Genomic DNA, 26,867 nt, shown 5'->3' with positions numbered 1-26,867 from the left:
AGGTGTTTCAGGGGAGGATGTCGAAGGCTGTGCTGGCCAGCCGTTCGCCGTTAACCATGATGTGCACGGCGTGGCGACCGACATAATGCCGGCGAGTAGTCAGCTCTTTGATGTGCTGACCACGGCTCAGGTGTTCCGTGCCATTACCGGGCAACGTCAGGGCCTTGAGCTTGAACACCTTGGCCGAGGTGCTGCCGTTGGCTTTCACGTAATCGATGGCGTAGTCGATCACCAGTCGCTGGCTGTCTGCGACCGTGGATTTGACGGCAAAGGACAGGGTGATTTTCTCCCCCAGGCCAATCACTGGCGGGTTGACTCGCACATCGACGATCTCGACTTCTGGCTTGCCACCGGCGCCGATGATAGCCAACGCCCGCTGGTTGCCCTGTTTGATCAGGCTGCGCAGCGCATGTTTGGCGATCCACGCGGTGTGTTTGTTGTCCAGCGACCAGCCTTCGATCACGTCCAGTACCCAGTCGGGATGATCCTTGGTGATGTCGTTGAGGTGGTTGGCCACGGACTTGCGCACATAAAGGCTGGTGTCCGCCTTGAGGTTATCGAGAATCTTCGCCGCCAGACGCGGGTCGGCCTGGACCTGCTCCAGGCGAAACGACCACGGCAAGCGCGGACGGCAACCTTCACTGGCCAGGCGCCGGACATGCTCGTTATCGTCCAGTGACCAGTCGTGCATCAGCTCCAGCGAGCGTTCGAGATCCCTGCGCAGGAAATGGCGGATGGCGAATTCCGAGGAGCCGAACGTGGTGAAGTACTTGAGCGCGTCCATCGATACGTCGAAGCGATCGGCGCCGTAGGTCGCCACGTACTGCGGCAGGCACATGCAGACAAAACCACTGTTGAGGCGCGGCGCGAGGGCGCGCAGTACCTCCAGCGATGCGTCATAACCCAGTGGCAGCACCGCATGCAGGCATTCGCTGACGCGGGCCATGCGTTGCATCACCGACAGCTCCGCCAGGCCGATTCTGGCCAGTTTCAGGAAGCCCTTCGCGTCGAACGCCGGATAGACCGCCGTCATCTCGGTGGCGATGTGCTGGAGGCGTTCTGCGTTGAAGATTTCTTTGAGCGCGGGGGAGGATTGCTCGGCAGCCATTGTAAGTCCCTTGTTCGTCGTTATTTATCCAGTAGACCGCGTCATCGTTCATCGCGGGCTTGCCCGCGATGACGCCAGTACAGCCACCTCAATGTTTACTGGCTTGCTCCTCCAGCTGATCCGACTCAAACAACCGCGCCAGTTCCGCCCGCGCTTCCTGCGCCGTCTGCTTGACCTTCACCGCATCGTCGTAAATCGCATGCTGGGCTTCGAGGACCTGTTCGTCGTGATCTTTGAATCGCTTGATCCGCGCATCAGCCTGAGCCTGGGTCAAGCCCAGGCCGATCAACGTCTGCCGGCTCATTTCGAGGCTTGAGTAGAAGGTTTCACGTACCGCGTGAGCCCCCACATCCACCAGCCGATGCACGTGTTGACGGTTACGCGCCCGGGCGATGATTTTGATGTGCGGATAAAGCTTGTGCACCAGTTCGGCGGTCTTGATGTTGGCGTCCGGGTCGTCGGTGGCGATGACAAAGAACTCGGCTTCACCGACCTTGGCCGCACTGAGGATTTCCGGGCGCATCGGGTCGCCGTAGAACACCGGCACGCCGCCGAAGCTGCGCGACAGTTCAATGGTTTCCACCGAGGTGTCGAGGGCGACGAACTTGATGTTCTGCGCCCGCAGGATACGCGCCACAATCTGGCCCATACGGCCCATGCCGGCGATCACCACCCGGGGTTTATCGGCGTCGATTTCACGGAATTTCTCTGGCACTTCCACCGGTTGCACCTTGGGCCGGGCCAGGCGCGCACAGACCAGCAGCAACAAGGGGGTGAGTGCCATGGACAGGGTGATCGCCAGCACCAGCAAGTCGTACAGCCGCAGGTCGAACAGACCATTGTCACGACCGATCTTGAACACCACGAAGGCAAACTCACCGCCTGCGGCGAGCACGATGCCGAGGCGTATCGCACTGACCTTGTTCAAGCCGCCGGCCAGTTGCCCCACGAGATACAGCAGCGGCAACTTGACGGCGATCAGCAGCAGCGTCAGCCCCAGCACCACGATGGGCTCGCGCAATAGCAGGCCGAGGTTTGCGCCCATGCCGACACTCATGAAGAACAACCCCAGCAACAGGCCTTTGAACGGTTCGATCTGCGATTCCAGTTCGTGGCGGTATTCGGAGTCTGCCAGCAGCAGGCCCGCAAGAAACGCGCCGAGGGCCATGGAAATGCCCGCCAGATCCATCAGCCAGGCGGTACCCATCACCACCAGCAATGCAGTTGCGGTGGACACTTCCGGCAAGCCGCTTTTGGCGACCACGCGGAACACCGGGCGCAGCAGGTAGCGGCCGCCAATGACCACGATGGCGATGCTGACCAGCACCCGCAGGCCCTGATTCACATCGTCGACGGCCGTGGCGTTTTGATCGCTGCCGGCCAGCAACGGTACCATGGCAATCAACGGGATCGCGGCGATGTCCTGGAACAGCAGAATCGCAAAGGCCAGGCGTCCATGGGGGCTGGTCAGCTCCTTGCGTTCGGCCAGGCTCTGCAAGCCGAACGCGGTGGAGGACAGTGCCAACCCCAGGCCCAGCACGATGGCGCTGTTCAACGGTTGCCCGAACACAAACAGCGCCAGCACGCCCAACAGGATGCCGGTCAGCAGCACCTGTGCCAGGCCGACGCCGAACACTGACTTGCGCATCACCCACAACCGTCGAGGCGACAACTCCAGGCCAATGATGAACAGCAGCAGCACCACACCCAGTTCCGAAATGTGGGCGACGCTTTCCGGGTTGGTCACAAACCCCAGCACGGACGGGCCGATGATCACCCCGGCAAACAGGTAACCCAGCACCGCGCCCAGTTGCAGGCGCTTGGCGAGGGGGACGGTGAGCACGGCCGCGAGCAGAAATACGACTGCGGCTTGCAAAAGACTGCCTTCATGGGGCATGGCTAAAACTCCATTAACTCGGTACGGCGGGGGGCGACAAGGATAAAGGCTCGACCCGGTGGCGTCAGCATAGCGTTTGAATTTAGGTGTTACATTTTGCATTAATTGGTTACATTCATAGAATAAGCGGATCAATCTGATCCAGGCGCCGAGATCCACCATGGCCATCAATTTCGACCTTAACGATCTGCAAGCCTTTCGCGCCGTGGTGGAGCAGGGCAGCTTTCGCAAGGCCGCCGATACCGTACGCATCTCCCAACCGGCCCTCAGCCGACGTATTGAAAAGCTCGAAGACGCCCTCGGGGTCAGGTTGTTCGAGCGCACCACCCGCAAGGTCAGCCTGACCCAGGCCGGGCGTGGCTTCATGCCCAGCGTCGAGCGCCTGCTGGACGATCTCGATGTGGCCTTGCTGGGCATCAGCGAAGTCGCTTCGACCCGGCTGGGCCATGTCACCGTCGCTTGCGTGCCGTCGGCGGCGTACTACTTCATGCCCCGCGTCGTCGCGCACTATCACCGGCAATTTCCGCGGATCAAGGTCAAGGTGCTCGACTCCAGTGCCCATGAGGTGTTGAGTGCGGTGGTCAATGGTGAAGCGGATTTCGGCCTGAGCTTCATGGGGACACTGGAGGCCGAAGTGGATTTCGAGCCGCTGGTGCAGGAGGGCTACGTCGTGGCCTGTCGGCGCGATCATCCCTTGGCGGGCCGCACCAGCGTGACCTGGGACGAGTTTTATCAGCAGGACTACATCTCGCTGGACAAGACCTCGGGCAACCGTTTTTTGCTGGATCAGGCGTTGACCGGCGTGGTCCCACAGCGGCCGAGCATCTGCGAAACACGGCATGTGACGACGATGATTGGTCTGGTGGAAGCGGGGTTGGGAGTCGCTGCGGTGCCCTTGATGGCGATGCCGGGCGAAGATCACCCGATTCTGACGCGGGTGCCGCTGACCGATCCGCAAGTGATGCGCAGCGTCGGTTTGATCAAGCGCCGGGGTCGCACCCTGACCCCGGCAGCACTGGAACTGGAGCGTTTGGTGGTGGAAATGAAAGCTCAGCCGCCGACAGTCAGCGGCTGACGGAGTCCAGGCCGGTGGCTTTCACATCCGCTTGTGCCTGGGCTGATGCCATGTACTCCAGCAACGCCTTGGCTTGCGCCGGATGTTGCGCGCCGACCGGAATACCCGCGGCGAAGCGGGTAACCGACTGCACCGATTCCGGAATCTTCGCGACAAAACTTACCCCTGGCACCGGCAGCAGTTCGCTGACCTGCTGGAAGCCCAACTGATAGTCCCCGGTGGCAACCACCGAACCCACGGGGATTTTCGGCACCATGGTCGACTTGGCCTTGAGGGGGGCTTCGATGCCCAGACGCTTGAACAATTGCTGCTCGATGTACACGCCGCTGGCACTGTCGGAATAGGCCACGGACTTGGCCTCCAGCAAGGTTTTTTTCAGGTTGTCGACGGTGCTGATGTCGGGCTTGGGTGCACCTTCGCGCACCACAAGGCCGATCCGCGAATCCGCCAGTTCAACCCGGGAGGACGGGTCGATCTTGCCTTGCTTGATCAGATCGTCCAGCGCGTAGCCGACCATGATCACCACGTCGGCTTGTTCACCGCGGGCCAGGCGATTGGGGATCGCTTCGGGGGCCTTGCCCATCGACGGACCGAGGGCGGTGTCGAGGGTGTTGCCGGTGGCGGCGGCGAACTTCGGGCCGAGAAGCTTGTAGGCCGCGGTGAAGCCCCCGGAGGTCATCACGCGTATCTCTTCGGCCTGTGCCGCCGTGCTCAGGGCCAGGCTGACCAGCAAGCTCAGGGCTGCAACGTTGAATAGCTTTTTCATGAAGTTTTCTCTAACAAGGCAGGGTTACGAAAGGGCGGGTTGCAGGCGTCCGCTGGCGCGGCGATAGAGATACAGCGTCGCGCAGAGCGCACAGAGCGCGGCGAAACTCATCCAGTACCCGGGTGCCGCTTTGTCGCCGGTGTACTGGATCAGGAAGGTCGACATCGCCGGGGTAAAGCCGCCAAACACGGCGGTGGCCAGACTGTAAGCCAGAGAGAAACCTGCGACCCGCACTTCGACCGGCATGATCTCCGTCAGCGCCGGGATCATTGCGCCGTTGTACAAACCGTAAATGAACGACAGCCACAGCAACACCAACAGCATGTTGATGAAGCTTGGTGCCTGTACCAGGTACGACAGCGCCGGATAGGTAGTGGCCAGCGCCAACAAGGCCATGGCGATCAACAACGGACGCCGGCCGATGCGGTCGGACAACGCACCGCCAATCGGCAGCCAGAAGAAGTTGGAGACGCCCACCAGTAAAGTCACCAGCAATGCATCGGACGTGCTCAGGTGCAACACGGTTTTGCCGAACGTCGGCGCGTACACCGTGATCAGGTAAAACGCCGTGGTGGTCAGGGCCACCATCATCATCCCGGCAAACACAATCACCCAGTTTTGCGCGAGCGTGCGAAACACATCGCCCATGCTTGGGCGGTGTTTGCGGGCGGCGAACTCTTCGGTTTCTTCCAGGTTACGGCGCAGGAAGAAAATGAACGGCACGATCATGCAGCCGACGAAAAACGGAATCCGCCAGCCCCAGTCGGCAATTTCCGACGGCGCCAGCCATTGGTTCAGGCCATAGCCCAACGCCGCAGCAACGATGATCGCCACTTGCTGGCTGGCCGATTGCCAACTGGTGAAAAAGCCTTTATTGCCCGGTGTGGCGATCTCCGAGAGATACACCGAGACGCCACCCATTTCTGCACCGGCGGAGAACCCTTGCAGCAACCGGCCAATCAGCACCAGCGCCGGGGCGAACAGGCCGATGGTTTCGTACCCGGGGACCAGCACAATCAGGATTGTGCCGCTGGCCATGATCGACAGGGTGACGATCAGCCCTTTGCGCCGTCCGACATCATCGATGTAAGCACCCAGCACCACCGCGCCCAGCGGTCGCATCAGGAACCCTGCGCCAAACACCGCAAAGGTCATCATCAACGAGGCGAACTCGCTGCTGGCCGGGAAAAACACGGCCGCGATCTGTGTGGCGTAGAAGCCGAAAAGGAAGAAGTCGAACTGTTCGAGAAAGTTACCCGAGGTGACCCGGAAAATGGCGCTGGCGCGCGAGCGCCCTCGCGGGATTGAAGCTGTCATCGATAAATACTCCACCGCTTTTATGACGTGCGCTACCTGGACGCGGCGCACGGTTCTTATTGAGGCGAATGGTGGAGCAAGGCGATCGATATGTTAATTGCATTGTTGGAATGCATTGATGCGTGAAGCGGATCAATGTGGGAGTGAGCCTGCTACACCAAGGTCGGAGCCGCTATGTCGCCGAGGTCAGAGGCGGCTATGGTTGCCATCCGCGGGCAAATCTGGGAAAACGGCGCCCATCAGGCCGTTGGGCAAATGAGCAGACGAGTGAATTTAATGAATGACGAGCTTCAAGTAATCGATCTGCGGGTGGGTGAGGGTAAAGCCGCGGTCAAAGGCGCATTGATCACCACTCAATACCGTGGCTGGCTGGAGGATGGTACTGAGTTCGATTCTTCCTACAGTCGGGGCAAAGCGTTCCAGTGCGTGATTGGCACAGGGCGGGTTATCAAGGGTTGGGACCAGGGCTTGGTGGGCATGCAGGTCGGTGGCAAGCGTAAGTTGCTGGTACCGGCGCACCTAGCCTATGGCGAGCGCACGATGGGCAAGATCACGCCCAACTCGAACCTGATTTTCGAGATCGAGTTACTGGAAGTGCTGACGCGGGATGATTGACAGCAGCGGGGGAGATCTACACCAGCTCCCCCGTATCCCACAAATGCACCAGCTCTCCCGGCGCCCGGTCCTCCGGTACCTTGAGCACCATCTGGTTTTCTTGCTCGCCCGCCCGATAGCTCACTTCAATCTGATAGAAGCGCTGGTCGCTACGTCCGGAAACCACACTGTCCAGGGGCAGGCAACCCTCCAGCACCGAGTAGATGCGGGTGCGCTGGTTGATATCGCATTGTGCAAACTCAATCTCGCGCGGTCGGCTCAAGGCGTGAATCGGCGCAAAGCCGCCTTGGCGGGACAGGCGAACCCGGGCGTCGTCGCCCAATGCAGGTAGAGTTTTCATACGTTCTCCGTGATCTCAACACCCGTTTGAGCCCAGCCCTGGCGCACGGCGTCGACTTCCCGCGCGCCGAAGCGCTTGCCGGCATGTTCGATGGTCAACCGGGCGAACGCATTGAAACTGGCGTCCGGACTCAGGCGTTTGTCACACAGGGCGTCGTACCAGATTACTCCGGCCTTCTTCCAGGCGAACCCGCCAAGTGCACGTGCCGTCAGATAAAACGCGCGATTGGGAATGCCGGAATTGATGTGCACGCCGCCATTGTCCTCTTGGGTGATGACGAATTTGCGCATGTGATCCGGTTGCGGATCCTTGCCCAGCAGCGGGTCGTCATAGGCCGTGCCGGGATGGGACATCGAGCGCAGGCCCCTGCCGTTGATCCTGGCAGTGAGCAAGTCCGCCCCGATCAGCCAGTCTGCCTGTTCGACGGTGTGGCCGAGGACGAATTGCTTGGTGAGGATGCCGAACACATCCGACAGCGACTCGTTCAATGCCCCAGACTGGTTGGCATAGATCAACCCTGCCGCACTTTCGGTCACACCATGGGCCAATTCATGGGCGACCACATCCAGCGAGCGGGTGAAGCGCTGGAATATCTCCCCATCGCCGTCGCCGAAGACCATTTGCGCGCCATTCCAGAAAGCGTTTTCGTACCCCTGGCCGTAATGCACACTGCCGACCAGCGGCAAGCCTTTGTTATCGATCGAATCGCGGCCCAGCACTTTCCAGAAGAAATCATAGCTGGCGCCCAACGCATCGTAGGCTTCATTGACTGCCGCATCGCCCGTGGCCGGCTGACCTTCCAGGCGCACCGGCATTCCTGGCAGGAGCATCTTGTTCTGCGCATCGTGCACGCTGCGCTGGGCCACTCCGGGTTTTCCGGGCGGCGGCAGAATCGCCCGCTGCGGTGGCCGCGAAGGTACGCCGGGATTGGGCAGCAGGCCCTGGACGTGATGCAGGGTGGTCATCGCCGCCGTGCGCTGCGGCTCTGAACCGTGGGCAATGATGCGGTTGAGAATGTAAGGCGGGATGAAACTGCGCAGTGCTGGTGAGTCGGTCATCAGTGCATCCATGGCTTGATAGATGTCGATACCGATGTGATCCGGCCTGCGCGCGTTCGGTTCCGTGCCGGTTGCTGGCGAGTGTGAAGGGCTGGCGCTGACCGCCTTGGGTCGCAAGGAGATCAGCGCGCTGTTCGGGTTGAAGGCATGGATATCAGATGAGCGTTCGAAAAATCTCGAACAAGCATCAAATATGTATCTCTACTTATTGATATCTATAGAAATATTAACGGATCGTATAACCGCTATCGACGACCCAGTCCTGGCCGATGACGTTGCGCGCACCGTTGCCGAGCTGGAACAGAATGACGTCGGCAACGGCGCCAGCCTCCAGGAATTGACCACCTGACAGCCGCTGGTTAACCGCGGTGGCGACTTCGTTCAGCTCTTCGCTCTTCAAGCCCAGTGTTGACCAGATCGGCGTTGCGGTCGGGCCTGGGGACACCGTGTTGATGCGAATGCCATGGGGCGCCAACTCGACGGCCAGGGTGCGGGCATGGTGAATCAGCGCGGCTTTGGAGGCGATGTAGGCGGCGAGGCCAGGGAAGGTCACTTGCGCCAGGAACGTGCCGATGAACACCACCGAAGTCGAAGCCGCCAAGTGTTCGCGCAGGCACGCCAGGGTGTTCAGCGCACCGGCTCCGTTGACCGCCCATTGCCGGTCAAACGCCGTCAGATCAAGGCCATCGGCCAGTTCCGCAATCCCCGCGTTCGGCACCAGATAACTCACGGGGCCCATGGTCGCTGCCTGTTTGGCCAGCCGCGCCAGATCGGCGGGTTGGGTCACGTCACCTGCGACCCAAGACAGTTGCGTCGCGAAGCGATCTGCCAGCTCCCCAAGGCCACCGATCTGGCGTGACATCGCCAACACTCGGGCACCTTGTGCCAACAGTCGTTCGGTGACGGCCAGGCCAATGCCCGAACTGGCACCGGTAACGACGGCGAGACGATCCTGAAACGTAGTGTTCATTAACGAGTTCCTTTTTGGTCAGTGAGCTTTCACAGGTCATGTACCAAAAAGCGGGCCAATCTGAAGAGACTTGCAGCACAGGCGTTTCAGCTAGGTTGTAGTTAATATGACTCTATCTGAATGTTGTCATTAAGACGTCTTTTGGTCTTTTTGACTGGGTTGAAAATCTCGGATTTACAGTGACTTGGAACGTATTTCAAATCTATGAGCTGATTAAAAGAAATGAAACTGGGTCTGTTTTTTGGCACGGATTTTCAGTAGCGTCGGAGCCGCTCACCTTTCAATCAAGCAATTCCTGACAGGAAAACCATGGCGTCATTCAATGAATTCCGGGAGATGGTCCAACAGCTGGATGCTGCTTACCGACACTGGACCGGCGCACGATTGCCTGCGCCGGACTCGCTGAGCGAAGACCAGCGGCTGGTCTGGCTGCATAGCCACGCGCCGTATGCCTTGTTGGCTCATGGCACTGAGGCCGATCCGCTGTTTTATTACGCCAACGAGCAAGCCCTCGCCAGCTTCAAATACCCGCGTGAGCAGTTCGTCGGCATGCCTTCGCGGTTCAGTGCATCACCGCTGGACCGGGAAATGCGCCAGGCCCTTCTGGAGCAAGTGACGGCCAAGGGCATCGCCCACGGCTACAGCGGCTATCGGGTGGACCGCATGGGGCAAGCGTTCATGATTCATCAAGGCAGTGTCTGGACGTTGCTGGACGAGCAGGGCGCTCGCTGTGGCCAGGCGGCGTTGTTCTGGCCAGACCCGGAGCGCGTGGGGCAACTCGACTAGATTCGTCCGTCGATCAGGCAAAAAAACGCCGCTTTCGAGTACCGAGAGCGGCGTTCCTTATTTCGCAGGGGGAGTCAGATCAAACCTTGACGATCCAGCCCGCTGGCGCTTCGATGTCGCCGGTTTGCACGCCGGTCAGCTCTTTGTAGAGCTTCTGGGTGACCGGGCCGACTTCGGTTTCGCTGTGGAACACGTGCAGGTGGTCGTTGTAACTGATGCCGCCGATTGGCGTGATCACTGCAGCGGTGCCGCAAGCGCCGGCCTCTTTGAAGTCCGACAGTTTGTCGATCAGCACGTCGCCTTCAACCACTTCCAGGCCCAGACGGGTCTTGGCCAGCTCGATCAGCGACAGGCGGGTGATGCCCGGCAGTACCGACGGCGAGTTCGGGGTCACGAACTTGTTATCGTGGGTGATCCCGAAGAAGTTGGCCGATCCGACTTCCTCGATCTTGGTGTGGGTCATCGGATCGAGGTAGATGGCGTCGGCGAAGTTGGCTTTCTTGGCTTTGGAGCCTGGCATCAGGCTGGCGGCATAGTTGCCACCGACCTTGGCAGCGCCGGTGCCTTGCGGCGCCGCGCGGTCATAGCTGGAAATCTGGAAGTTGTGCGGGGTCAGACCGCCCTTGAAGTAGGCGCCGACCGGAATGCAGAAGATCGAGAAGATGAACTCGGGTGCAGTACGCACGCCGATGTTGTCCCCCACGCCGATCACGAACGGACGCAGGTACAGCGCGCCGCCGGTGCCGTAAGGCGGGATGAAACGCTCGTTGGCGCGAACCACTGCTTTACAGGCTTCGATGAACTGCACGGTGTCTACCAGTGGCATCAGCAGACGCGCACAGCTGCGTTGCATGCGCAGGGCGTTCTGGTCCGGGCGGAACAGGTTGATCGAGCCGTCCTTGCAACGATAGGCCTTCATGCCTTCGAAGCATTGCTGGCCATAATGAAGAGCGGTCGAGCCTTCGCTGATGTGCAGCACGTTATCTTCGGTCAGGGTGCCTTTGTCCCACTCGCCATTGCGAAAATACGACAGATAGCGCTTGTCGGTCTTGATGTAGTCAAAACCCAGCTTGTCCCAATTGATGCTTTCGTTACCCATGACACCCTCTATCACTGAACAACCGTCGAAACGGTTCAAGGCTTCTGACGTTTTTTGGATGGGGACAACAATACTTCATTCCGGGCCGGTTTCGCAGCCCGGATTTCGATCCTTGTAGGAGCCGGCTTGCCGGCGATCAAGACGGCACGGTGTATCAGATTCACCGCCATCGCCGGCAAGCCGGCTCCTACAGGTCGCGTTCTACAGGTGCAGTGCGTGCCCCAGCGCACGCAACGCCGCTTCCTGCACTGCCTCACCCAGCGTCGGGTGCGCATGGATGGTGCCGCCGATGTCTTCCAGTCGCGCGCCCATTTCCAGGCTTTGGGCGAACGCCGTGGACAACTCCGACACGCCGACGCCCACTGCCTGCCAGCCGACAATCACATGATTGTCCCGACGGGCGACCACGCGCACGAAACCGCTTTTCGACTCCAGCGTCATCGCTCGACCATTGGCGGCGAACGGGAAGCTGGAAACGATGCAGTCAAGGCCATCAGCCTCGGCCTCGTCCGGGGTCTTGCCGACCACCACCAGTTCCGGGTCGGTGAAGCACACGGCGGCGATGGCGGTGGGGTTGAACTCGCGGGACTTGCCGCTGATCAGCTCGGCAACCATCTCACCCTGGGCCATGGCCCGGTGCGCGAGCATCGGTTCGCCACTCAAATCGCCGATGGCGTAGACGTTGCGCATGCTGGTCTGGCAGCGGTTGTCGATCTTGATCGACGAGCCATTCATGTCCAGATTCAGCGCTTCGAGGTTCCATCCCTGAGTGTTGGGTTTACGGCCCACGGCCACCAGGACCTGATGGGTTTCCAGGTTCAGCGTGTCGCCGCTTGGCGCCAGGACTTGCAAGGTATTATTCGTAGAATCAAAGCCTTGCACGCTGTGTTTCAAGTAAAGCTTCACGCCGAGTTTTTTCAGTTCATCGTGCACTGGTTGGGTCAGTTCGGCGTCGTAGGCCGGCAGGATCCGATCCTGAGCCTCCACCACGCTAACGTCCGCACCGAGCTTGCGATAGGCAATGCCCAGCTCCAGACCGATGTAACCGCCGCCCACCACAATCAAACGCTTGGGCACCGATGTCGGCGCCAGGGCTTCGGTGGAAGAAATGATCGGCCCGCCAATCGGCAGCATCGGCAAGTTCACGCTTTTCGAACCGGTGGCCAGCACCAGGTGTTCGCATTGAATGCGCGTGTCGCCGACATCGACAGTCTTGCCGTCGACTACCTTGGCCCAGCCTTGAACAACCTGGACCTTGTTCTTTTTCAGCAGCGCCGCGACGCCAGTGGTCAGGCGATCGACGATGCCGTCCTTCCACTCGACGCTCTTGCTGATGTCCAGGGTCGGCGCCGAAACGCTGATGCCCAGCGCCGAATGCTGGCTGTGGTGCTGCGTCTGGTGAAACTGCTCAGCGACGTGAATCAGTGCCTTGGAGGGAATGCAGCCGATGTTCAGGCAGGTGCCGCCCAGGGATTGGCCTTCCACCAGAATGGTCGGGATGCCCAGTTGGCCGGCTCGAATTGCCGTCACATAACCGCCGGGGCCGCCGCCGATGATCAGCAGCTTGGTGTTCAACGTTTGCATTCGTTACTCCACAAACAAGGTGGCGGGTTGTTCGAGCAGGCCACGGATGGCCTGGATGAAGAGCGCCGCGTCCATGCCGTCGACCACGCGGTGGTCGAAGGAGCTGGAGAGGTTCATCATCTTGCGGATCACGATCTGGCCTTTGATCACCATCGGCCGTTCGACGATCTTGTTGACGCCGACGATGGCCACTTCGGGCAGGTTCAGCACCGGGGTGCTGACGATGCCGCCGAGGGCGCCGAGGCTGGTCAGGGTGATGCTCGAGCCGGACAGTTCATCGCGGCTGGCCTTGCCGTTACGAGCAGCAGCGGCCAAACGGGAGATTTCCTGAGCGCTGTCCCACAGGCTGCGGGCTTCGGCGTGACGTACCACCGGCACCATCAAACCGATGTCGGCCTGGGTGGCGATGCCCACATGCACCGCGCCGAGACGGGTGATGACCTGGGCTTCGTCGTCGTAACGGGCGTTGATCTGCGGGAAGTCGCGCAGGGCGACGACCAGGGCGCGGACCAGGAACGGCAACAAGGTCAGCTTGCCGCGAGTGGCACCGTGTTTTTCGTTGAGATGCGTACGCAGCTCTTCCACGGCGGTGACGTCGATTTCTTCGACATAGCTGAAGTGCGCGGCACGCTGGGTGGCGTCCTGCATGCGTTGGGCGATCTTGCGGCGCATGCCGATCACCGGGATTTGTTCTTCATCGGTACGCTGGGTATATGCGCTGCTGACCGTTGAGGCATTCGACTGACCCTGTGCCAGGTAGGCGTCGAGGTCTTCATGCAGCACGCGGCCGGCCGGGCCGGTACCGCGTACCAGACGTAACTGGATGCCCAGGTCCAGCGCATGCTTGCGCACGGCTGGGGACGCCAATGGACGCTCATTCGCTTCACGGGCCACCATCGGGCCCTGGCACACGGCGGCTTTTGGCGCAGCGGCAGCGACCGGTTTGCTTTCCACCACGGCTTCGACTTTCGGCGCGGCAACCGGCGCTTCTTTAACCGGAGTCGATTGCGCTGACGCCTTCACGTTGCCCGCACCTTCGACTTCGATGCTGATCAGCACACTGCCCACCGCCATGACTTCGCCCGGCTGACCGCCGAGGGCGATGACCTTGCCATGCACCGGCGATGGAATATCCACCATCGCCTTATCGGTCATGACATCGGCCAGCACCTGATCCTCGACGACCATGTCGCCGACCTTGACGTGCCAAACCGACAATTCAACTTCTGCAATGCCTTCACCAATGTCCGGCATCTTAATAACGTGCGTGCCCATTCAGACCTCCATGACCCGTTTCAACGCCGCGCCCACTCGGGACGGCCCAGGGAAATACGCCCACTCTTGCGCGTGCGGGTAGGGGGTGTCCCATCCGGTGACGCGTTCGATTGGCGCTTCCAGGTGGTGGAAGCAATGCTCTTGCACCAGCGACACCAGTTCGGCACCGAAACCGCAAGTGCGGGTCGCTTCATGGACCACCACGCAGCGGCCGGTTTTCTTCACCGACTTGACGATGGTGTCCAGGTCCAGCGGCCACAGGCTGCGCAGGTCGATGACTTCGGCGTCGATGCCCGTTTCTTCAGCAGCCACTTGCGAGACGTACACGGTGGTGCCGTAGGTCAGGATGGTCACGTCCTTGCCCGGACGGGTGATGGCGGCGACATCCAGCGGCACGGTGTAGTAACCGTCCGGCACTTGCGCGGCCGGGTGTTTCGACCACGGGGTTACCGGGCGGTCGTGGTGGCCGTCGAACGGGCCGTTGTACAGGCGTTTGGGCTCGAGGAAGATCACCGGGTCATCGTTCTCGATGGAGGCGATCAGCAAACCCTTGGCGTCGTACGGGTTGGACGGCATGACCGTGCGCAAACCGCACACCTGAGTGAACATCGCCTCGATGCTCTGGCTGTGGGTCTGACCGCCGTAAATGCCGCCGCCGCAAGGCATGCGCAGGGTCATGGGGGCGGTGAACTCGCCGGCCGAGCGATAACGCAGGCGGGCGGCTTCGGAAATGATCTGGTCGGAGGCCGGGTACACGTAGTCGGCGAACTGGATCTCGGCCACCGGGCGCAGGCCATAGGCGCCCATGCCCACGGCGACGCCGACGATGCCGCTCTCGGAAATCGGCGCGTCGAACACCCGTGAAGTGCCGTACTTGTTCTGCAGGCCTTCGGTGCAGCGGAACACGCCGCCGAAGTAACCCACGTCCTGGCCGAACACCACGACGTTGTCATCACGTTCAAGCATCACATCCATGGCCGAGCGCAGGGCCTGGATCATGGTCATGGTGGTCGTGGTCATGGCGGTTTCCAGCTCGATATTGTTGTTGTGATCGTTCATGTCAGATCCCCAACTCTTGACGCTGGCGCTTCAGGTGCTCCGGCATCTCTTTGTAGACGTCTTCGAACATGGTCGCGGCGCTTGGAATCTGGCCACCGGCAAGGGTGCCGTACTGTTCGGCTTCTTTTTGCGCGGCGATCACTTCGGCTTCCAGTTCGGCGCTGACGGCGGTGTGTTCCTCTTCGGACCACTGGCCGATCTTGATCAGGTGCTGCTTGAGACGCGCAATCGGATCACCGAGCGGGAAGTGGCTCCAGTCATCGGCCGGGCGGTATTTGGATGGATCATCGGAGGTCGAGTGCGGGCCGGCACGGTAGGTGACCCACTCGATCATGGTCGGGCCGAGGTTGCGCCGGGCACGTTCGGCGGCCCAGGCGGAGGCGGCGTAGACCGCGTAGAAGTCGTTGCCATCTACCCGCAGCGAAGCGATGCCGCAACCGACGCCACGACCGGCAAAGGTGGTGGCTTCACCACCAGCAATCGCCTGGAAAGTGGAGATCGCCCACTGGTTGTTCACCACGTTGAGAATCACCGGCGCGCGGTACACGTGGGCAAAGGTCAAGGCGGTGTGGAAGTCCGATTCAGCGGTAGCGCCGTCGCCGATCCACGCCGAAGCGATTTTGGTATCGCCCTTGATCGCCGAGGCCATGCCCCAGCCCACGGCTTGCACGAATTGGGTGGCGAGGTTGCCGGAGATGGTGAAGAAACCGGACTCTTTGACCGAGTACATGATCGGCAACTGCCGTCCCTTGAGCGGATCGCGCTCGTTGGACAGCAGTTGGCAGATCAGGTCCACCAGCGGCACTTCACGGGCCATCAGGATGCTTTGCTGGCGGTAGGTCGGGAAGCACATGTCGTCGATGTTCAACGCCAGTGCCTGGGCACTGCCGATCGCTTCTTCGCCGAGGCTCTGCATGTAAAACGACATTTTCTTCTGACGCTGGGCGACCACCATGCGGTTGTCGTAGATGCGCGTCTTGAGCATGGCGCGCATGCCCTTGCGCAGAATCTCCGTCGGTACGTCTGCGGCCCAAGGGCCCAGAGCGTTGCCTTGGTCATCGAGCACGCGAATCAGGCCCTTGGCCAGGTCGGCGGTGTCGGCGGGTTCAACGTCGATTGGGGGTTTGCGCACCGTGCCGGCATCGGTCAGGTGCAGGTAGGAGAAGTCGGTTTTACAGCCGGGACGGCCCGAGGGTTCAGGGACGTGCAGGCGCAGCGGTTCGTACGCTTGGGTCATGGCTTCTACGCTCGATCTTGTGAATTTCTTGTAGTGAGCTGACAGATTTCGTTCGGTAGAAGAAATCTTGTCCTACAAACATCATAGGCCCGGCCAAGAAGAATATTTCTCTCTGTTTCGTTGCGCTCAAGATCATTTGCAGATAAAAAATCTGCATAAACATAAAAAACAGGTGGTTTTGTCTCATGCGCAAACTGGACCGTACCGATATCGGCATTCTCAACAGCCTTCAGGAGAACGCCCGCATCACCAATGCCGACCTCGCACGCTCGGTCAACCTGTCGCCGACGCCGTGTTTCAACCGGGTCAAGGCGATGGAAGAACTGGGCCTGATTCGCGAGCAGGTCACGCTACTGGATGCCGATCTGCTGGGGCTGCATGTGAACGTGTTCATCCACGTCAGCCTGGAGAAGCAGGTAGAGGAGGCTTTGCAGCATTTCGAAGAGGCGATTTCCGACCGCCCCGAAGTGATGGAGTGCTACCTGATGGCCGGCGACCCGGATTACTTGATCCGGGTGCTGGTGCCGACCATTCAGTCGCTGGAGCGCTTCATGATGGACTTTCTGACCAAGGTGCCGGGGGTGGCGAACATTCGGTCGAGTTTTGCGCTCAAGCAGGTGCGCTACAAAACCGCGTTGCCGTTGCCGGCGAATGGATTGACCTTGGGAGCCTGAGTGCCTTGAGGGAGCCGCTTACTGTCGATCTTAAAACTGATTGATCGGAATCTTCAGGTAGGTCACGCCATTGTCCTCCGCCGGGGGCAGATTCCCGGCCCGCACATTCACCTGGATCGCCGGCAGCAACAGCGTCGGCATGCCCAACCCCTCATCGCGCTGAGTACGCATGGCAACGAAAGCTGCCTCGTCGATGCCGTCACGCACATGGATGTTACTTCTGCGTTGTTCACCGACGGTGGTCATACATTGGGGAGCGCGGCCCTCGGGCGGGTAATCGTGGCAGACGTAGAGGTGCACGCTGGCGGGGAAGGCCAGCAGTTTGTGGATCGAGGTGAACATCTGGTGAGCATCGCCTCCAGGAAAGTCGCAGCGCGCGGTGCCGACGTCGGGCATGAACAGCGTGTCGCCTACCAGAATCACATCGTTGCCGATCAGGTACGCCATGTCCGCCGGGGTATGGCCGGGCACATGCAGGGCCTTGGCCTTGAGGTTGCCAATGGAAAATGACTCGTCCGGGGCGAACAGGTGATCGAACTGCGAACCGTCGATGCAGAATCCCGGCTCAAGATTGAAGAGGGTCTTGAATACGGTTTGCACCTTGCAGATCGATTGACCGATGGCGATCTGACCGCCCAGTTCCCGGCGCAGATAGGGCGCGGCGGACAGGTGATCGGCGTGGGCGTGGGTTTCCAGCAACCACTGCACTTGCAAGCGATGTTCACGCACGAAGGCGATGATGCGGTCAGCCTGCACGGTGGTGGTTCGCCCGGCGGCGGGGTCGTAGTCGAGCACCGGGTCGACGATCGCGCATGGCCCGCCATCGGCTTCGTAGATCACGTAGCTGTAGGTGGATGAGGCGTCGTCGAAAAAGGCTTCAATCAGGGCTGGCATGGGAGTTGTTTCTTGGTGAACAAGCCATGAGGTTAGTTTCATTCTCCCTGCGCTGACCAGTCCCTGCGTCATTTCTGTTAACGAAAACCCGGGCGGGCTCTATCCTGTCACTCTATCGATACCGGGCGTTCCCGGCCTTTGTCATGGATTACGGGCGTTTTATGTGGCTGGCGAGTTTTTTTGGTGTGGTCATGGGGTTGGTGTTGGGGTTGACCGGAGCCGGCGGCGGCATTCTTGCCGTGCCGGCGCTGGTGCTTGGCCTTGGCTGGAGCATGACTACCGCGGCGCCCGTCGCATTGTTTGCGGTGGGCAGCGCGGCATTGGTGGGGGCCATCGACGGTTTGCGGCATGGTCTGGTGCGCTATCGCGCGGCACTCTTGATTGCGGCACTCGGCGCGGTGTTTTCGCCGGTGGGCATCTACTTTGCCCATCAGTTGCCGGAAAAAATCCTGATGATCCTGTTCAGCCTGCTGATGGTCATGGTGGCCGCGCGGATGCTGCGTCGTGAACGCCAGGACGAGGGGCCGAGCGACCATGGCCATGCCAACTGGGGTCAGAAGAACTGCATGCTCGATCAACAGACCGGGCGCTTTTCCTGGACCGCCAAATGCACCGCGACCCTGGCGGCCCTCGGTGCAGTGACCGGCGTGGTGTCGGGATTGCTGGGTGTCGGTGGCGGTTTTCTGATCGTCCCGGCCTTCAAACAACTGACCGACGTGCAGATGCGCGGGATCGTCGCGACGTCGCTGATGGTGATCAGTCTGATCTCGGCCATCGGCGTGATCGGCGCGTTCCATGCCGGGGTGAGCATCGACGGTTTGGGCATTGCGTTTATCGTGTCGAGCATTGTCGGCATGATCATTGGCCGCAAGCTGTGTGCGCAGGTGCCAGCGCGGGCGTTGCAAGTCGGGTTTGCCAGCATCTGTCTGGTGGTTGCCCTCTACATGCTCGCGCGCGCCTTATAACGCGCGATATTGCAGGCTGAAACCCAGTTCAGCGCTTTGCCCCTGTTCGAGCAAACGCAACCCCGGCCGACCGGGCAGGTGGTGCGCGTTGACCGGGTGGCTGACCGGCTCAATGCAGAAGAACCCCAGGTCAACCGGGCAGTAGAGCAGGTAGTAATCACTGCCGCTGGCCTGGCACTGCAGTTCATAACCGAGGTCCGGTTGCTGGATCAGGCAGTGGCCATCCCATTCGCAGAAGCCATTGTCGACCAGTGTTTCGGGCAATCCCTTGAGTTGCTGGAAATCCCAGTGCGCGGGGACTTCGTCGAGGTGAGTCGGCAGTTTTGCCGAATCGCAAAACCACACCTGACGGGCGGGCGCCTGCAATTGGGTGTTGGCGGTACGCGGTAGATACGGATGCAGCCCCAGGCCATGCCAGGCCGGCTGTTCGGCCAGGTGCGTAACGCTCAGTTCGATGCTCAGCTTGCCTTCGCTCAGATGGAACCGTTGACGGGCGCAATAGGCAAAGGGGCAGGCGCTGTCGAGTTGCAGGATCACTTCATCCGGGGTCGTCGACACCACTTGCCAGGGTTGCTGCCAGGCGCTGCCATGAATCGGCAGCGGATCGGTGACGCTGTTGGGCGACAGGGCCAGCCAGCCATCGGGGCAGTCGAAACCGCCTTGGGCAATCCGGTTGGACCACGGCACCAAAGGGAAGCAACCGAGCTTGCCCGGCAAACCGGTGTTGAGGGCGTGGGTGTCGGTGTGACGCAACAAGGGTTTGCCGGTGCTGCGCACCACCCAGTTGACGATGCTGCCGCCGAGTTCGGGGGCGAGGGTGAGGCGGGTGAAGGCGTCTTCAAGTTCGAGCAGTGTCATCTGATTGGCTCATTGTGGGGCTTTTGTGGCGAGGGAGCTTGCTCCCTCGCCACAGGGCGTTTTGCTGAACTTCGTTACAACACCAAATGCGGCAACCACAGCGACAAGGCTGGAACGTAAGTCACGCCCAGCAACACCAGGAACAGCACGGCATAGAACGGCAGGAGCGCCTTGACGGTCTTTTCGATACTGACTTTACCCACGGCCGACCCCACGAAGAGTACCGCGCCCACCGGCGGCGTTATCAAACCAATCCCCAGGTTCACCAGCATGATCATGCCGAATTGCACCGGGTCCACACCAATCCCCAGAATCACCGGCATCAGGATCGGCGTCAGGATGAGGATCAGCGGTGCCATGTCCATCACGGTGCCGAGCAACAGTAGCATGACGTTGATGCACATCAGGATCACGTAACGGTTGTCCGACAGGGTCAGGAACATCGTGGTGATCTTCGCCGGAATCTGCATCAGCGTCATGATGTAGCCGAAGCTTGCAGCGAAGCCGATGAGGATCATCACAATCGAAATCGTGCGCACCGTGCGGTGCATCAGTTTCGGCAGTTCGCTCCATTTGTAGTCGCGGTAGATGAACATGGTCACGAAGAACGACCACAACACCGCAATCGCCGCAGACTCGGTGGCAGTGAAAATACCCGACAAAATGCCGCCGAGAATGATGACCATCGCCATCAGGCCCCACAGCGCTTCGCCGCAGATCTTCAGCGCTTCGCGCATCGGAATGACTTCACCTTTGGGGTAGTCACGCTTCTTGGCGAAGATCAGGCACAGGACCATCAGGCACGCGCTCATCAGCAAGCCCGGCACCACGCCGGCCATGAACAGCGAGGCAATCGACACTGTGCCGCCTGCGGCCAGTGAGTAGAGCACCGAGTTGTGACTTGGCGGGGTGAGCAGGGCTTGTACCGAACCGCTGACGGTCACCGCCGTGGCGAATTCACGCGGATAACCGCGACGCTCCATTTCAGGTATCAGCACCGAACCGACCGAAGCGGTATCCGCCACCGAAGAACCGGAGATCGCACCGAAGAAGGTCGAGGCCATGATGTTGACCAGTGACAAGCCGCCGCGCACGAAACCCACCAGCACACCGGCAAACGCCACCAGCCTGCGGGACATGCCGCCCTCGGCCATGATCGCACCGGCCAGCACGAAAAACGGAATCGCCAGCAGGGAGAACTTGTTCACGCCCCCGGCCACTTGAATCATCAGCGCCTGGAACGGAATGTCGATCCAGAACGCGCCGATCAGCGCAGAAAGCCCCAGCGCGTAGGCGACCGGCATGCCGATCAGGATCAACGCGATAAAGCTGCCCAACAGAATAAAAGCGTCCATTCAGGCAGCCCCTTCGTTTTCTTCAACGACGTCGAAACGTACGACCCGGCGGTTGCTCTGGTCACCGAACATGAGTTTTTCCAGAACGAAAATCAGCGTCAGCACGCCACCCACCGGAATCGGCATGTAGGTGATGCCGACGCGCAGGGTCGGCAGGGCACTCATGAACTGGTTCCACGTCGACAGGCACAGTTTGGTGCCCCAGATCGCCATGAACAGGCTGATGGTCGCCATCAGCAATTGTGCAAACACACTCATGACCCTGCGCACATTTGGCGACATGCGATCGGTGAGCATCGCCACGGCCATGTGCGAGCCGGAGCGATAGCTGGCGGCCGCACCGATGAAGGTGAAGACCATCATCAACAGGATGGCGGTGGGCTCGGGCCAACTGGAGCCGGTGCCGAGCACATAACGGGCAAACACGCCCCAGGGAATGATCAGCGCAATGGCCAATACGGAGAGCCCGGCGACCCAGATACAGGTCATGTAGAGCTTGTCATTGAAACGTAACAGCAGATTCTTCATCGGGTTCCACCGTAACCGGGCGCGCACTGATCGATACCCACATCAGTGGCGCCGGGCCTTTCTTGTATGCAGAGAGGGATTACTGAACGGCTTCGATACGCTTGATCAGGTCGGCGTAAGGCGCGCCGTATTTCTCGCGGATCGAGGCGGTTGCCTCATAGAAAGGTTTTTTGTCGACGGTGATGAACTCGACGCCAGCTGCCTTGAGTTTCTCCTCGCTGCTGGCCGATTTTGCGTCCCACAGGGTACGTTCCTGCGCCTGGGCGGCCTTGGCGGCTTTTTTCACCAGGGTTTGCTGATCGGGCGTGAGTTTTTCCCAGGTGATCTTCGACATCACGATCGGCTCAGGCAGGATCAGGTGGCCGGTCAGACTGTAGTACTTGGCGTTCTGGTAGTGGTTGTGTTCCAGCAGGGTCGGCGGGTTGTTTTCCGCGCCGTCGATCACGCCGGTCTGCAAGGCACTGAAGATTTCGCCGGTGTCCATCGCGATGCCGTTACCGCCCATGGCGTTAATGGTATCGATGAACATCGGGTTACCTTGCACACGGATTTTCATGCCCTTGAGGTCTTCCAGGGTACGTACCGGTTTCTTGGTGTAGATGTTGCGCGTGCCGCCATCCATCCAGGCCAGGGCGACCAGGTTGAATTCGGAATTGGTGATTTTGTCGAGGATTTCGTCGCCGACTTCACCGTCGATGACCTTGCGCATGTGTGCCTGGTCGCGGAACACGAACGGCATGTTGAACACGTTCACGTCCGGTACGACCGGGCCGACGATGCCAAGGCTGACCCGGGCCATCTGGATGGCACCGACCTGGGCCTGTTCGATCACTTCTTTTTCCGAGCCGAGCACACCGCCGGCGAACATCTTGAAGGTCAGTTTACCGTCGCTGTCGGCCACCAGGGTTTTACCCAGTTGCTCTTCAGCCACGACGGTCGGGTAACCGGCGGGATGGATGTCGGCGAATTTGATCTCCAGTGCATGGGCGGCGCTGCTGAGGGAGAAGGCGAGCGGGAGTGCAGCGGCGAGCAAGGTACGTTTGAAGTTCATGGGGGGTCTCCAGTTTTGTTGTTTTTTTTATTCAAGGCACAGCGATGCAGCAGAAACGATCAGCTTTTGAATCCGGTGGGTGAAGGGTTGAGCTGGGGTTCGGGCAAGCCTTTGACGCCGGCGTCGAGGGCGAATACGCCGCCGGCGAGGGACTGTTCGTCATGGTCGTCACCCGGGCGGATCGACGTCACGAACAACGTGTCCAGTCGACTGCCGCCGAAGGCGCACATGGTCGGTTTTTTCACCGGCACGACGAGTGAGCGATCGAGCCGGCCGTCCGGGGTAAAGCGATGGATCAACCCGGCGTCGTTGGCACAAATCCAGTAGCAGCCGTCGGCATCCACCGCCGCGCCGTCAGGACGGCCGGGGAAGTGGTTCATGTCGACGAATACGCGACGGTTGGATGGCGTGCCGTTGACGGTGTCGTAGTCGAAGGCCCAGATCAGTTGCACATTGGGGTGCGAGTCCGACAGGTACATGGTCTTGCCGTCCGGGCTGAAACCCAGGCCATTGGGCACGATGAAACCGTTCAGCTGTGCTTCGACCGGCCCGCGTTGCCCGGCACTGTAGCGATAGAGCGCGCCTTCGGCGGCATTGGCGCCCATGTTGAGTACCATGCTGCCGGCCCAGAAACGCCCCTGACGGTCACAGCGACCATCGTTGAGGCGCATGTCCTGGCGGCGGTGTTCGACCTCGGCGAGCACTTCAACATCAAGGCTGCCGTCGTTGTGGGTGTCCAAATGGAAGAACCCGCTTTCCATGCCGGCCACCCAGCCGCCCTGGCTGTGCCGGGCGATGCACGCGAGCATTTGCGGGGTCTTCCAGGCGTGGACATGCCCGCTGTCGGCGCTCCAGCGTTGCAGGCCCCCGGCAGGAATATCAACCCAGTACAGGGCATTTTCCTCGGGGACCCACACCGGGCTTTCACCGACCGCGTTACGGGCATCGACAATCAATTCGGCTTGCATGGCAACTCATTCCCTTGTTTTTTGTTGTGGGATCAAGTGGTACGCGTTCTGGTTTCAGTCACCGAACGGGCCGGCTGCGCAAAAAGCACCGCCCTGATACACCCGCGCCGGATCATCAGCGGCCGGCATCGGCTGGGCTTCGACTTTTTCGCGGAACACTTCGGAGGTGTCCTGCGGTACGTAACCCAGGTTCGCGGCGTAACGGTTGTCCCACCAAATGTCCTTGTTGTCGGACATGCCGTAGACCACGGTGTGGCCGACATTCGGGGTGTACAGCGCGCGTTCGAGCAATTGAGTCAGGTCACCGAAACTCAACCAGGTGCTCATCATCCGGCGGTTTTGCGGCTCCGGGAACGACGAGCCGATGCGCACGCTGACGGTCTCGATGCCGTAGCGATCGAAGTAGAACGTGGCCATGTCTTCGCCGTAGGACTTGGACAAGCCGTAGTAGCTGTCGGGGCGACGAGGGGAGTGGGCATCAATGACTTCGTCTTGCTTGTAGAAGCCGATGACGTGGTTGGAGCTGGCGAAGATCACGCGCTTGACGCCATGACGGCGAGCCGCTTCGTAGATGTGGAACACGCCGCAGATGTTGGCGCCGAGAATCTGTTCGAACGAGTGCTCAGTAGAAACACCGCCGAAGTGCAGGATGGCGTCCACGCCTTCGACCAGTTGATGCACGGCCTGCTTGTCGGCGAGATCACACAGCACGACTTCTTCACGGTCATCGATGGCCGGGGCGATGTCGGCGATGTCCGACAGGCGAATGACGTTGGCATACGGGCGCAGGCTTTCGCGCAAGACTTTGCCCAGGCCACCGGCGGCGCCGGTCAGCAGCAGGCGATTGAAGGGCGTTTGGGCGGTTGCAGTGGTCGTCATGGGAATCCCTGGACAAGCGATTGTTGTTATTGGTTCGTTGTAGGTTGTCGTACGACTATATCGGAGTATCGTTAGGCTTTCCGTGTCTTGTCAACGCGACTTTGGTGGAAATAGACGGAGTGTCATCCGGCATCCGTTGATCCTGTGGAGGGCGCTTGCTCCCGTTCGGCTGCAGAGCAGTCGTCAATGCAGACACATCGATTCCATTGGAAGTATGCAGGGGGCCGCTACGCGACCCCGCGGGAGCAAGCTCCCTCGCCACAGTGCTTCTGTGCCTGCAACAAATCTTCCTTACAGCAACGAAATCGGATAGCTGATGAACAACCGGTTCTCATCAAACTCGTTGGTGCTGAAGTTTTTGCGGATGCTCGCGTTGCGCCATTTGACGTTGAGGTTCTTCAGCGGCCCGCTTTGCACCGTGTAAGCCAGTTCCGATTCGCGGCCCCATTCCTTGCCGTCGGTGATGGTGCCGGTGTGCACGTTGTCACCGCTGATGTAGCGGTTCATCAGGGTCAGGCCCGGAACGCCGAGGGCGACGAAGTTGTAGTCGTGGCGCACCTGCCAGGATTTTTCCTTGGCGTTGTCGTAGCTGGAGTTGTAGCTGTCGTTGGCCAGGGTGCCGCCGCTGGTGCCGTTGACGCGCATCCACGCATCGTCGCCGCTGAGTTTCTGCAAGCCGACGTAGAACGTGTTGCCGCCATACTTGGCCGAGAGCAGGGCAAACGCTGTTTTGTTGTCGAGATCGCCGACCAGGGCGCTGCCGTCTTCCTTGCCGATGAAATAGCCGAGGTTGGCGCCAAGGGTCCAGTCGCCGATGGGCTGGCTGTGGCTCAGGTTGAAATACTGCTGTTGGTAGATGTCGCTGAGTTCGGCGTACCACACACCGACCTGGGTGCGCTTCTCGTTGAACGCATATTCACCGCCGCCGAAGTTGAAGCGGTCCGAGCTGAAGGCCGCCGACTTGCCGTTCATGAACATGTCTTCCATGCTCGCATCGTTGCGCGGACTGTTCTGGCGGAACTGGCCACCGTAAAGGGTCAGGCCGCTGATCTCGGTGGAGGTCACCTGGCCACCCTGGAAGGTTTGCGGCAGCGAACGGCCGTCGTCGGAGCGCAGGATCGGCAGCACCGGCATCCACTCGCCGACTTTCAATTCGGTTTTCGAAATCTTGCCTTTGAGCGCGACACCCAGGCGCCCGAAGTTGTCAGCAGGGCGGCCGTCGCCGTGGATCGGCAGCAGTTGCGTACCACCGGTGCCTTTACCGCCGTCGAGTTTTTGCGAATACAGGCCCAGCACGTCTATACCGAAACCGACCGGGCCCTGGGTAAAACCGGATTTCGCATCGAGGATGAAGCTCTGCGTCCACTCTTCAGCCTTGCCCTGGGGGTAGGCAGGGTTGGTGTAGTTGCGGTTGAAGTAGGCGTTGCGCAGGTTCAGCGTGGCTTTGGCGTCATCGGTAAAGCCTTCGGCCTGGCTGGTCATGGGCAGGGCGAGGGCCAGGCCGCTGCAACCGATCAGGCTGAGGGTGTGGCGACGGGCGAAGGTTGGGCGTGAACTGCGGATGGACGAATTGCAGGCGTGTTTGCTCACTGTGACGCTCCCTGGTTTTTTGTTTTTATTTTTTGTCATACGTCGTCGTACAACATTGGCGGCGATTATTTACGGGGCCTTTCAGTGTTGTCAATCGGAAGTTATACGATGACTCGCCAAGGCGACGAGGGGAGCAAATGTTTGGTTTTACCCTGTCGCCCCGAGCTAGAGCGGGTGCTAGTCTTGTTTAACGCTGTTGTCAGGGAGCCCTCATGGGCAATCACAAGATCGAGATTCGTCGCAGTAACGTCGAAAAAATCCTGCTGGGGGCCGAAAAGGTCTTCGCCGAAAAAGGTTTCGGCAGCACCGCCATGGCCGATATCGCTGCCGAAGTACAACTGCCGCGCTCCAACCTGCATTACTACTTCAGTACCAAGACCGAGCTGTACAGCGCGGTGTTGTTCGACCTGCTGGAAGTCTGGAAGCAGGATGCGCTGTGCTTCGAGATGTTCGACGACCCGCGCGTGGTGCTCAGCAGTTACATCCGCGCGAAGATGAACCACTCTCGCAGCCGGCCCTACGGTTCGAAAGTCTGGGCCAACGAAATTATTCACGGCGCGCCGACCTTGGGCGAAGCGCTGGATGTGAGCCTGTATGACTGGGCCAAGATGAAAGAAGCGAAAATCCGCCAGTGGGTGGATGATAAGCGCATCCTCCCGGTGGAGCCTTCAAGCCTGCTCTACATGATCTGGGCCTCGACCCAGCACTACGCCGACTTCGATCACCAGGTGAACATTCTCAATGACCATCAGCCGCTGTCGGACATGCAGTTCGAGCGGGCGATACAGACCGTGACCAGTGTGATTTTGCGGGGGATCGGGTTGGAGCCATAAAATTCTGGCGCAGCTTATGGCCCCTTCGCGAGCAGGCTCGCTCCCACAGTGGATTGGTGGCGTACATCCATCCTGAGTCCGCCAAA

At 60.2% G+C, this 26,867-nt stretch carries 26 protein-coding genes; 6 read left to right on the top strand and 20 right to left on the bottom strand.

The window, feature by feature from the left end; translation table 11 throughout:
- Positions 1 to 7 precede the first annotated feature (7 nt).
- On the bottom strand, positions 8 to 1,108 hold the full coding sequence (locus BVK86_RS01990; protein ID WP_075944812.1) for a DNA alkylation repair protein: 1,101 nt from the start codon (positions 1,106 to 1,108) through the stop codon (positions 8 to 10).
- A gap of 88 nt (positions 1,109 to 1,196) precedes the next feature.
- Entirely contained in the window at positions 1,197 to 3,005 is a 1,809-nt protein-coding gene (locus tag BVK86_RS01985; protein WP_075944811.1) for a monovalent cation:proton antiporter-2 (CPA2) family protein, read from the bottom strand.
- 160 nt (positions 3,006 to 3,165) lie between these two features.
- Between BVK86_RS01985 and BVK86_RS01980 the strand changes: the two genes are divergently transcribed.
- Positions 3,166 to 4,080: a LysR family transcriptional regulator gene (locus BVK86_RS01980; protein ID WP_075944810.1), complete on the top strand. Its 915-nt coding sequence runs from the start codon at positions 3,166 to 3,168 to the stop codon at positions 4,078 to 4,080.
- On the opposite strand, the gene BVK86_RS01975 is transcribed toward BVK86_RS01980, so the two are convergent.
- A complete protein-coding gene (locus tag BVK86_RS01975) occupies positions 4,070 to 4,846 on the bottom strand; it encodes a substrate-binding domain-containing protein (protein WP_075944809.1) in 777 nt (258 codons plus the stop codon). The two genes, BVK86_RS01980 and BVK86_RS01975, sit on opposite strands and share 11 nt — an antisense overlap.
- Positions 4,847 to 4,870: 24 nt before the next feature.
- A complete protein-coding gene (tcuC, locus tag BVK86_RS01970) occupies positions 4,871 to 6,163 on the bottom strand; it encodes an MFS transporter (protein WP_075944808.1) in 1,293 nt (430 codons plus the stop codon).
- Between the two features lie 276 nt (positions 6,164 to 6,439).
- Here tcuC and BVK86_RS01965 point away from each other — a divergent pair, with 276 nt between their 5' ends.
- Complete coding sequence (locus BVK86_RS01965) at positions 6,440 to 6,778, top strand: FKBP-type peptidyl-prolyl cis-trans isomerase (protein ID WP_075944807.1); 339 nt, start codon at positions 6,440 to 6,442, stop codon at positions 6,776 to 6,778.
- Between the two features lie 16 nt (positions 6,779 to 6,794).
- Here the strand turns inward: BVK86_RS01965 and BVK86_RS01960 are convergent, their stop codons facing one another.
- From BVK86_RS01960 to BVK86_RS01950, 3 genes are all read right to left on the bottom strand, one after another.
- Positions 6,795 to 7,118 (bottom strand): protealysin inhibitor emfourin, encoded by a 324-nt coding sequence (locus BVK86_RS01960; protein ID WP_075944806.1) that lies wholly within the window; start codon positions 7,116 to 7,118, stop codon positions 6,795 to 6,797.
- On the bottom strand, positions 7,115 to 8,176 hold the full coding sequence (locus tag BVK86_RS01955; RefSeq protein WP_075944805.1) for a M4 family metallopeptidase: 1,062 nt from the start codon (positions 8,174 to 8,176) through the stop codon (positions 7,115 to 7,117). Before BVK86_RS01955 ends, BVK86_RS01960 begins: the two co-directional genes overlap by 4 nt.
- Before the next feature lie 226 nt (positions 8,177 to 8,402).
- Entirely contained in the window at positions 8,403 to 9,146 is a 744-nt protein-coding gene (locus BVK86_RS01950) for an SDR family NAD(P)-dependent oxidoreductase (protein WP_075944804.1), read from the bottom strand.
- Between the two features lie 309 nt (positions 9,147 to 9,455).
- Between BVK86_RS01950 and BVK86_RS01945 the strand changes: the two genes are divergently transcribed.
- Entirely contained in the window at positions 9,456 to 9,932 is a 477-nt protein-coding gene (locus tag BVK86_RS01945) for an MEKHLA domain-containing protein (RefSeq protein WP_075944803.1), read from the top strand.
- A 79-nt stretch (positions 9,933 to 10,011) separates the two neighbouring features.
- Here BVK86_RS01945 and BVK86_RS01940 read toward each other — a convergent pair whose 3' ends face one another.
- The 5 genes from BVK86_RS01940 to BVK86_RS01920 form a co-directional block, all read right to left on the bottom strand.
- On the bottom strand, positions 10,012 to 11,031 hold the full coding sequence (locus BVK86_RS01940; RefSeq protein ID WP_075944802.1) for a branched-chain amino acid aminotransferase: 1,020 nt from the start codon (positions 11,029 to 11,031) through the stop codon (positions 10,012 to 10,014).
- 201 nt (positions 11,032 to 11,232) lie between these two features.
- A complete protein-coding gene (lpdA, locus tag BVK86_RS01935; RefSeq protein ID WP_075944801.1) occupies positions 11,233 to 12,615 on the bottom strand; it encodes a dihydrolipoyl dehydrogenase in 1,383 nt (460 codons plus the stop codon).
- A 3-nt stretch (positions 12,616 to 12,618) separates the two neighbouring features.
- Positions 12,619 to 13,890 carry a dihydrolipoamide acetyltransferase family protein gene (locus BVK86_RS01930; protein ID WP_075944800.1) on the bottom strand — a complete coding sequence of 424 codons (1,272 nt, stop codon included), beginning with the start codon at positions 13,888 to 13,890 and terminating at the stop codon, positions 12,619 to 12,621.
- Complete coding sequence (locus BVK86_RS01925) at positions 13,891 to 14,949, bottom strand: alpha-ketoacid dehydrogenase subunit beta (RefSeq protein WP_075944799.1); 1,059 nt, start codon at positions 14,947 to 14,949, stop codon at positions 13,891 to 13,893. It abuts the gene before it with no gap.
- 1 nt (position 14,950) lies between these two features.
- A complete protein-coding gene (locus tag BVK86_RS01920) occupies positions 14,951 to 16,186 on the bottom strand; it encodes a 3-methyl-2-oxobutanoate dehydrogenase (2-methylpropanoyl-transferring) subunit alpha (protein ID WP_075944798.1) in 1,236 nt (411 codons plus the stop codon).
- A gap of 185 nt (positions 16,187 to 16,371) precedes the next feature.
- Between BVK86_RS01920 and bkdR the strand changes: the two genes are divergently transcribed.
- Complete coding sequence (gene bkdR, locus BVK86_RS01915; RefSeq protein WP_025111414.1) at positions 16,372 to 16,860, top strand: Bkd operon transcriptional regulator BkdR; 489 nt, start codon at positions 16,372 to 16,374, stop codon at positions 16,858 to 16,860.
- A gap of 30 nt (positions 16,861 to 16,890) precedes the next feature.
- Here the strand turns inward: bkdR and BVK86_RS01910 are convergent, their stop codons facing one another.
- Positions 16,891 to 17,754: an MBL fold metallo-hydrolase gene (locus BVK86_RS01910; RefSeq protein WP_075944797.1), complete on the bottom strand. Its 864-nt coding sequence runs from the start codon at positions 17,752 to 17,754 to the stop codon at positions 16,891 to 16,893.
- A gap of 161 nt (positions 17,755 to 17,915) precedes the next feature.
- Here BVK86_RS01910 and BVK86_RS01905 point away from each other — a divergent pair, with 161 nt between their 5' ends.
- Complete coding sequence (locus tag BVK86_RS01905; protein ID WP_075944796.1) at positions 17,916 to 18,719, top strand: sulfite exporter TauE/SafE family protein; 804 nt, start codon at positions 17,916 to 17,918, stop codon at positions 18,717 to 18,719.
- Here BVK86_RS01905 and BVK86_RS01900 read toward each other — a convergent pair.
- The 7 genes from BVK86_RS01900 to BVK86_RS01870 form a co-directional block, all read right to left on the bottom strand.
- Positions 18,714 to 19,577: an aldose 1-epimerase gene (locus tag BVK86_RS01900; RefSeq protein ID WP_075944795.1), complete on the bottom strand. Its 864-nt coding sequence runs from the start codon at positions 19,575 to 19,577 to the stop codon at positions 18,714 to 18,716. The two genes, BVK86_RS01905 and BVK86_RS01900, sit on opposite strands and share 6 nt — an antisense overlap.
- A gap of 74 nt (positions 19,578 to 19,651) precedes the next feature.
- Positions 19,652 to 20,932, bottom strand: coding sequence for a TRAP transporter large permease (locus tag BVK86_RS01895; protein ID WP_075944794.1), 1,281 nt, complete (start codon positions 20,930 to 20,932; stop codon positions 19,652 to 19,654).
- Positions 20,933 to 21,460: a TRAP transporter small permease gene (locus tag BVK86_RS01890; protein WP_075944793.1), complete on the bottom strand. Its 528-nt coding sequence runs from the start codon at positions 21,458 to 21,460 to the stop codon at positions 20,933 to 20,935.
- A 79-nt stretch (positions 21,461 to 21,539) separates the two neighbouring features.
- Positions 21,540 to 22,511 (bottom strand): TRAP transporter substrate-binding protein, encoded by a 972-nt coding sequence (locus BVK86_RS01885; protein ID WP_075944792.1) that lies wholly within the window; start codon positions 22,509 to 22,511, stop codon positions 21,540 to 21,542.
- A 59-nt stretch (positions 22,512 to 22,570) separates the two neighbouring features.
- The gene (locus BVK86_RS01880; RefSeq protein ID WP_075944791.1) at positions 22,571 to 23,479 is read right to left on the bottom strand and encodes an SMP-30/gluconolactonase/LRE family protein; all 909 of its coding nucleotides are present in this window, start codon (positions 23,477 to 23,479) and stop codon (positions 22,571 to 22,573) included.
- A 54-nt stretch (positions 23,480 to 23,533) separates the two neighbouring features.
- On the bottom strand, positions 23,534 to 24,358 hold the full coding sequence (locus BVK86_RS01875) for an NAD-dependent epimerase/dehydratase family protein (RefSeq protein ID WP_075944790.1): 825 nt from the start codon (positions 24,356 to 24,358) through the stop codon (positions 23,534 to 23,536).
- Positions 24,359 to 24,649: 291 nt separating this feature from the next.
- Positions 24,650 to 25,948, bottom strand: coding sequence for an OprD family porin (locus tag BVK86_RS01870; protein WP_075944789.1), 1,299 nt, complete (start codon positions 25,946 to 25,948; stop codon positions 24,650 to 24,652).
- Positions 25,949 to 26,160: 212 nt separating this feature from the next.
- Between BVK86_RS01870 and BVK86_RS01865 the strand changes: the two genes are divergently transcribed.
- The gene (locus BVK86_RS01865; protein ID WP_075944788.1) at positions 26,161 to 26,781 is read left to right on the top strand and encodes a TetR/AcrR family transcriptional regulator; all 621 of its coding nucleotides are present in this window, start codon (positions 26,161 to 26,163) and stop codon (positions 26,779 to 26,781) included.
- The last annotated feature ends 86 nt before the right edge of the window (positions 26,782 to 26,867 follow it).

This window comes from Pseudomonas reinekei (genome assembly GCF_001945365.1).
In the GTDB taxonomy this organism is placed as follows: domain Bacteria; phylum Pseudomonadota; class Gammaproteobacteria; order Pseudomonadales; family Pseudomonadaceae; genus Aquipseudomonas; species Aquipseudomonas reinekei.
The sequence above is the reverse complement of the archived record's forward strand: the minus strand, read 5'-3'. Positions and strand labels throughout refer to the sequence as shown.

Excerpts from the sequence above, each read along its gene's own strand:
- bkdR (WP_025111414.1), top strand. The coding sequence starts at position 16,372 with ATGCGCAAACTGGACCGTACCGATATCGGCATTCTCAACAGCCTTCAG.
- BVK86_RS01940 (WP_075944802.1), bottom strand. The coding sequence starts at position 11,031 with ATGGGTAACGAAAGCATCAATTGGGACAAGCTGGGTTTTGACTACATC.
- BVK86_RS01880 (WP_075944791.1), bottom strand. The coding sequence starts at position 23,479 with ATGCAAGCCGAATTGATTGTCGATGCCCGTAACGCGGTCGGTGAAAGC.
- BVK86_RS01930 (WP_075944800.1), bottom strand. The coding sequence starts at position 13,890 with ATGGGCACGCACGTTATTAAGATGCCGGACATTGGTGAAGGCATTGCA.
- BVK86_RS01925 (WP_075944799.1), bottom strand. The coding sequence starts at position 14,949 with ATGAACGATCACAACAACAATATCGAGCTGGAAACCGCCATGACCACG.
- BVK86_RS01865 (WP_075944788.1), top strand. The coding sequence starts at position 26,161 with ATGGGCAATCACAAGATCGAGATTCGTCGCAGTAACGTCGAAAAAATC.
- BVK86_RS01895 (WP_075944794.1), bottom strand. The coding sequence starts at position 20,932 with ATGGACGCTTTTATTCTGTTGGGCAGCTTTATCGCGTTGATCCTGATC.
- BVK86_RS01950 (WP_075944804.1), bottom strand. The coding sequence starts at position 9,146 with ATGAACACTACGTTTCAGGATCGTCTCGCCGTCGTTACCGGTGCCAGT.
- BVK86_RS01900 (WP_075944795.1), bottom strand. The coding sequence starts at position 19,577 with ATGACACTGCTCGAACTTGAAGACGCCTTCACCCGCCTCACCCTCGCC.
- BVK86_RS01910 (WP_075944797.1), bottom strand. The coding sequence starts at position 17,754 with ATGCCAGCCCTGATTGAAGCCTTTTTCGACGACGCCTCATCCACCTAC.
- BVK86_RS01920 (WP_075944798.1), bottom strand. The coding sequence starts at position 16,186 with ATGACCCAAGCGTACGAACCGCTGCGCCTGCACGTCCCTGAACCCTCG.
- BVK86_RS01945 (WP_075944803.1), top strand. The coding sequence starts at position 9,456 with ATGGCGTCATTCAATGAATTCCGGGAGATGGTCCAACAGCTGGATGCT.
- BVK86_RS01985 (WP_075944811.1), bottom strand. The coding sequence starts at position 3,005 with ATGCCCCATGAAGGCAGTCTTTTGCAAGCCGCAGTCGTATTTCTGCTC.
- BVK86_RS01890 (WP_075944793.1), bottom strand. The coding sequence starts at position 21,460 with ATGAAGAATCTGCTGTTACGTTTCAATGACAAGCTCTACATGACCTGT.
- BVK86_RS01885 (WP_075944792.1), bottom strand. The coding sequence starts at position 22,511 with ATGAACTTCAAACGTACCTTGCTCGCCGCTGCACTCCCGCTCGCCTTC.
- BVK86_RS01955 (WP_075944805.1), bottom strand. The coding sequence starts at position 8,176 with ATGACCGACTCACCAGCACTGCGCAGTTTCATCCCGCCTTACATTCTC.
- BVK86_RS01905 (WP_075944796.1), top strand. The coding sequence starts at position 17,916 with ATGTGGCTGGCGAGTTTTTTTGGTGTGGTCATGGGGTTGGTGTTGGGG.
- BVK86_RS01875 (WP_075944790.1), bottom strand. The coding sequence starts at position 24,358 with ATGACGACCACTGCAACCGCCCAAACGCCCTTCAATCGCCTGCTGCTG.
- tcuC (WP_075944808.1), bottom strand. The coding sequence starts at position 6,163 with ATGACAGCTTCAATCCCGCGAGGGCGCTCGCGCGCCAGCGCCATTTTC.
- BVK86_RS01990 (WP_075944812.1), bottom strand. The coding sequence starts at position 1,108 with ATGGCTGCCGAGCAATCCTCCCCCGCGCTCAAAGAAATCTTCAACGCA.
- BVK86_RS01965 (WP_075944807.1), top strand. The coding sequence starts at position 6,440 with ATGAATGACGAGCTTCAAGTAATCGATCTGCGGGTGGGTGAGGGTAAA.
- lpdA (WP_075944801.1), bottom strand. The coding sequence starts at position 12,615 with ATGCAAACGTTGAACACCAAGCTGCTGATCATCGGCGGCGGCCCCGGC.
- BVK86_RS01980 (WP_075944810.1), top strand. The coding sequence starts at position 3,166 with ATGGCCATCAATTTCGACCTTAACGATCTGCAAGCCTTTCGCGCCGTG.
- BVK86_RS01960 (WP_075944806.1), bottom strand. The coding sequence starts at position 7,118 with ATGAAAACTCTACCTGCATTGGGCGACGACGCCCGGGTTCGCCTGTCC.
- BVK86_RS01975 (WP_075944809.1), bottom strand. The coding sequence starts at position 4,846 with ATGAAAAAGCTATTCAACGTTGCAGCCCTGAGCTTGCTGGTCAGCCTG.